Source organism: Hymenobacter psychrophilus (assembly GCF_900107135.1).
In the GTDB taxonomy this organism is placed as follows: Bacteria; Bacteroidota; Bacteroidia; order Cytophagales; family Hymenobacteraceae; genus Hymenobacter; species Hymenobacter psychrophilus.
The window spans coordinates 1-3,048 of the sequence record NZ_FNOV01000036.1 but is presented as its reverse complement, the minus strand read 5'-3'; the positions used below and the strand labels follow the sequence as shown (position 1 = coordinate 3,048).

The 3,048-nt window shown below is 52.7% G+C and carries 4 protein-coding genes; all 4 read left to right on the top strand.

Going from position 1 to position 3,048, the window contains the following annotated elements; translation table 11 throughout:
• A partial coding sequence (locus BLW21_RS21700; RefSeq protein WP_175471085.1) for a hypothetical protein occupies positions 1-351 on the top strand: 351 nt, incomplete at its 5' end.
• Between the two features lie 321 nt (positions 352-672).
• Positions 673-1,335, top strand: coding sequence for a RepA protein (locus BLW21_RS20865; RefSeq protein WP_175471084.1), 663 nt, complete (start codon positions 673-675; stop codon positions 1,333-1,335).
• Positions 1,332-1,862, top strand: coding sequence for a hypothetical protein (locus BLW21_RS20860; RefSeq protein WP_092744035.1), 531 nt, complete (start codon positions 1,332-1,334; stop codon positions 1,860-1,862). Before BLW21_RS20865 ends, BLW21_RS20860 begins: the two co-directional genes overlap by 4 nt.
• Before the next feature lie 285 nt (positions 1,863-2,147).
• Positions 2,148-3,048: MobV family relaxase (gene mobV, locus BLW21_RS20855; RefSeq protein ID WP_092744033.1), on the top strand; the 901-nt coding region annotated here is incomplete at its 3' end.

The window sequence follows — 3,048 nt, the reverse complement described above, 5'->3', positions numbered from 1 at the left end:
GCCGTGCAGTACGCCCAGGGGGCCGATTTGCCCGATTTGCGCCAGTTTGGGCAGGAAGTGCGTGAGGAAACGCGCCAGGCGCTCGTGACCACGCTAGAGCAGACCCTAGCCAAACCCGTGAAGGACGGGGCCGACTTCCAGGGCAAGCTGAAGGCGGCTGGCTATCGGGTCGAGCGCGACGAGCAGACCAAAGGCACGGTACTGGTGCATGAGCAAACGGGGGCCAGGTTCAAAACGGCGGAGGTGCAGCCCAACGGTCAGGCCATAGGCCCGCAGTTCACGGCCGCCGTCGAGCGAACCGCACAGCAGGCCAAGAGCCAGACCAGGAGCCGAGGCCAGGGAATAGGCTAACCCATCCCTAAAAACTCAACCAGTAGGGCGGAATAGTTCGTCTTATTGACCACCGAAAAAAACGCACTCAAAAAGACGCTTTTTTCACCGGATATAAGAACCTAAGAAGCAAACCCTCATAACGTATTGATAATCAGTAGGGGCTTGTTAGCTACTAGCTAACGAGATGTTAGCTAGTAGCTATTTTTTGGTTAGCTAATTGAGTACAAAAAAGGTGAAATTTCGTTAGCCTTTACGGTTTGTTAAGCTAACAAAGTGTTATCTTTGGGATAACGAAAAGTTAGCCTTTTTTTGATTTTTTGCTAACCAAATCCAACTACCATGAAGTACAAATCGCTAACAAAACAAGCGGAATTTGAAGAAAACCCGTTCGTTGAAAGGGCTATTGAGGACATTAAAATTGTTCAGAAGACCCAGCTTATCCGTCCCCAGAGCAATAAGGAAATCCAATTAATCGTGGATTCTGGTACTGGCGAGGTATCGGGCCATAGTGCTTTTATGCGCTATGTAGAGGTGGATGAAGCCCAGTTCGCAAAGGTGTATTTAAGTCAATTTGCCGCCTTTTGGGAGCTTACTAAGCCTGCTATTAGGGTGTTTGGCTACATCCTTACCAGGCTGAAAATCAAGGAAGACTACTTCTATTTTGATATGGAAGACTGTATGGTGTATACCCAATACACCCACCGGAATAACGTACTAACTGGTCTGGCTTGCTTGGTCGAATGTGGCATAATTGCCCGTAGTACAAGGAGTTATAAATACTTCATAAACCCCTTGGTTGTCTTTAATGGCAACCGGGTAACTTTTGCCAAGACATATATCAAGAAGAAAAAGGAGGTGAACGAGGCTCAACTAGACCTATTCATAGAGGTAGCGAAGCCAGCAGTACAAAAGCCTAAAAAGATGGTTTCTGCCGATAAGACGCAAGAAATCATTGAGGATAAACGCAAGCGATTAGCAGCTAACAACCCCAAATCCATATGAAAACCACTTACTTCGGATTCTATTTTGATGTGCTCGAACTTGATTTTAGCCTACATATGGAGCAGATGGTAGTACAGGCTGAAAACGACCATAAAACAGCCCTGCTCCGAGCTGCTGGCTTTATCGGAGAGGACTATGACGGTACCGGGCCAAAGCCTAATACCATACGTAATTTCATTGAGGATAAAGAGGCATTTGACCGCCTATTTGCTATTTTAGAACCAGACGTTTTAACTACTTTTAATTTGTACTCTCTCCGGTTTTATGCGGATTGTCCAGACGGGCAGCAGAACAAGTTATTTACCTATTCAGTGCACCAAGGAGGACACGCGGCCGACCTATTGCGGCGATTTTGTGCCCAGGGGTTCAAAGTCCGGGCGGCATTCATGGTTGTAGCGGGTAGCGGGGAGAAGGGCCAGCAATTAGCACCGGCCATACTGGAGCATTTAGCTTGGAGCGGGCCAGAGCAGGAAGCGAAGGTGCGGGCTGAGCTGCTGACCAAGTATCCCGCCCAGGTAGCGAAGTAGCAAGCCAGGACTGGGGGGGGGATAATAAGATGAACTACTCCGCCCAGACGGGGAATTTTTAGGGTGATGATTTGGGCCGGTCGAGGGGGCAGTGGGGAACAAAAGGGAAAGAGAGGCGTAGGGGGGAGCAGCACGAAAGCCCAGACCATGCAAATGGTGTAACACACTATACCAAATTCAGGGGCCAAGCTACGCAAGGCCCCTGAATTTGGTGTGTGCCCCTTTGGGGGCCGTGCAGCTCGTGACTATCTTTCTTTCCCTTTTGTTCCCCACTGCCCCCCGTCTATGCCTTACGCCATCATCCGCATCGCCAAGATTACGAGCCAAGTACACGCCCACAACGCGACGACCCACAATTACCGCCAGCACGAGGTGAGCAACGCCGACCCGGCCCCGCAGCACCCCAACCGGGAATACCTCAACCACGAGAAAACAGACTACTGGACGTTAGCCGAGGCCCGCATTGCGCAGGAGGTAACGCGCAAGGTTCGGCCCGACCAGGTGCGGGCGGTGGAGGTCATCATGACGGGCAGCCCGGAGGGGTTTGTTCGTGGGCAGGACGGGCGAGCTGCTGACTACTCTAAGAGTAAATGGGCGCAGGACAATTTGAACTTTTTAAAGGAGAAGTACGGGGAGAAAAACGTGGTTTCGTTCACGCTGCACCAGGACGAAAAGACCCCGCACGTTCACGCCGTTATCGTGCCCATTACTCCCGATGGGCGGCTGAGCGCGAAGGACGTGTTCAACCGCGAGGGCTTGCGCCAGCTCCAAACCGACTATGCCCAGGCAATGGCCCCACACGGGTTTGAGCGCGGCATCGAGCACAGCCAGGCCGAGCACCAGCCCATGCGCCGGCAGTACACCCAGGAGGCCAAGACCGCGCAGCAAGTGGCGGAACTGGCCAAGCCCACGCCGGCAGCGGAGCCGTTCAAATTGGCCGAGGTGCCTCTTTTGGGCCGCGACCAGTGGAAGGCCGAGCAGGAGGCGCGCATTGCGGCCGAAATAGGGTATCAGGTAGGCCAGGAGCGTGAACGGGCCAGGAAGCTAGCAGAATTGGCCCAGGAGAACAGCGCAGCGGCCGAACGGGTGAAGACATTGCAAAAGCAATTGAGCACGTCAGAGGGGCTAAAACAGGGCCATTTTAACACCTTGCAGACGAAGGGCCAGGAGGAGGTGATTCTATCCC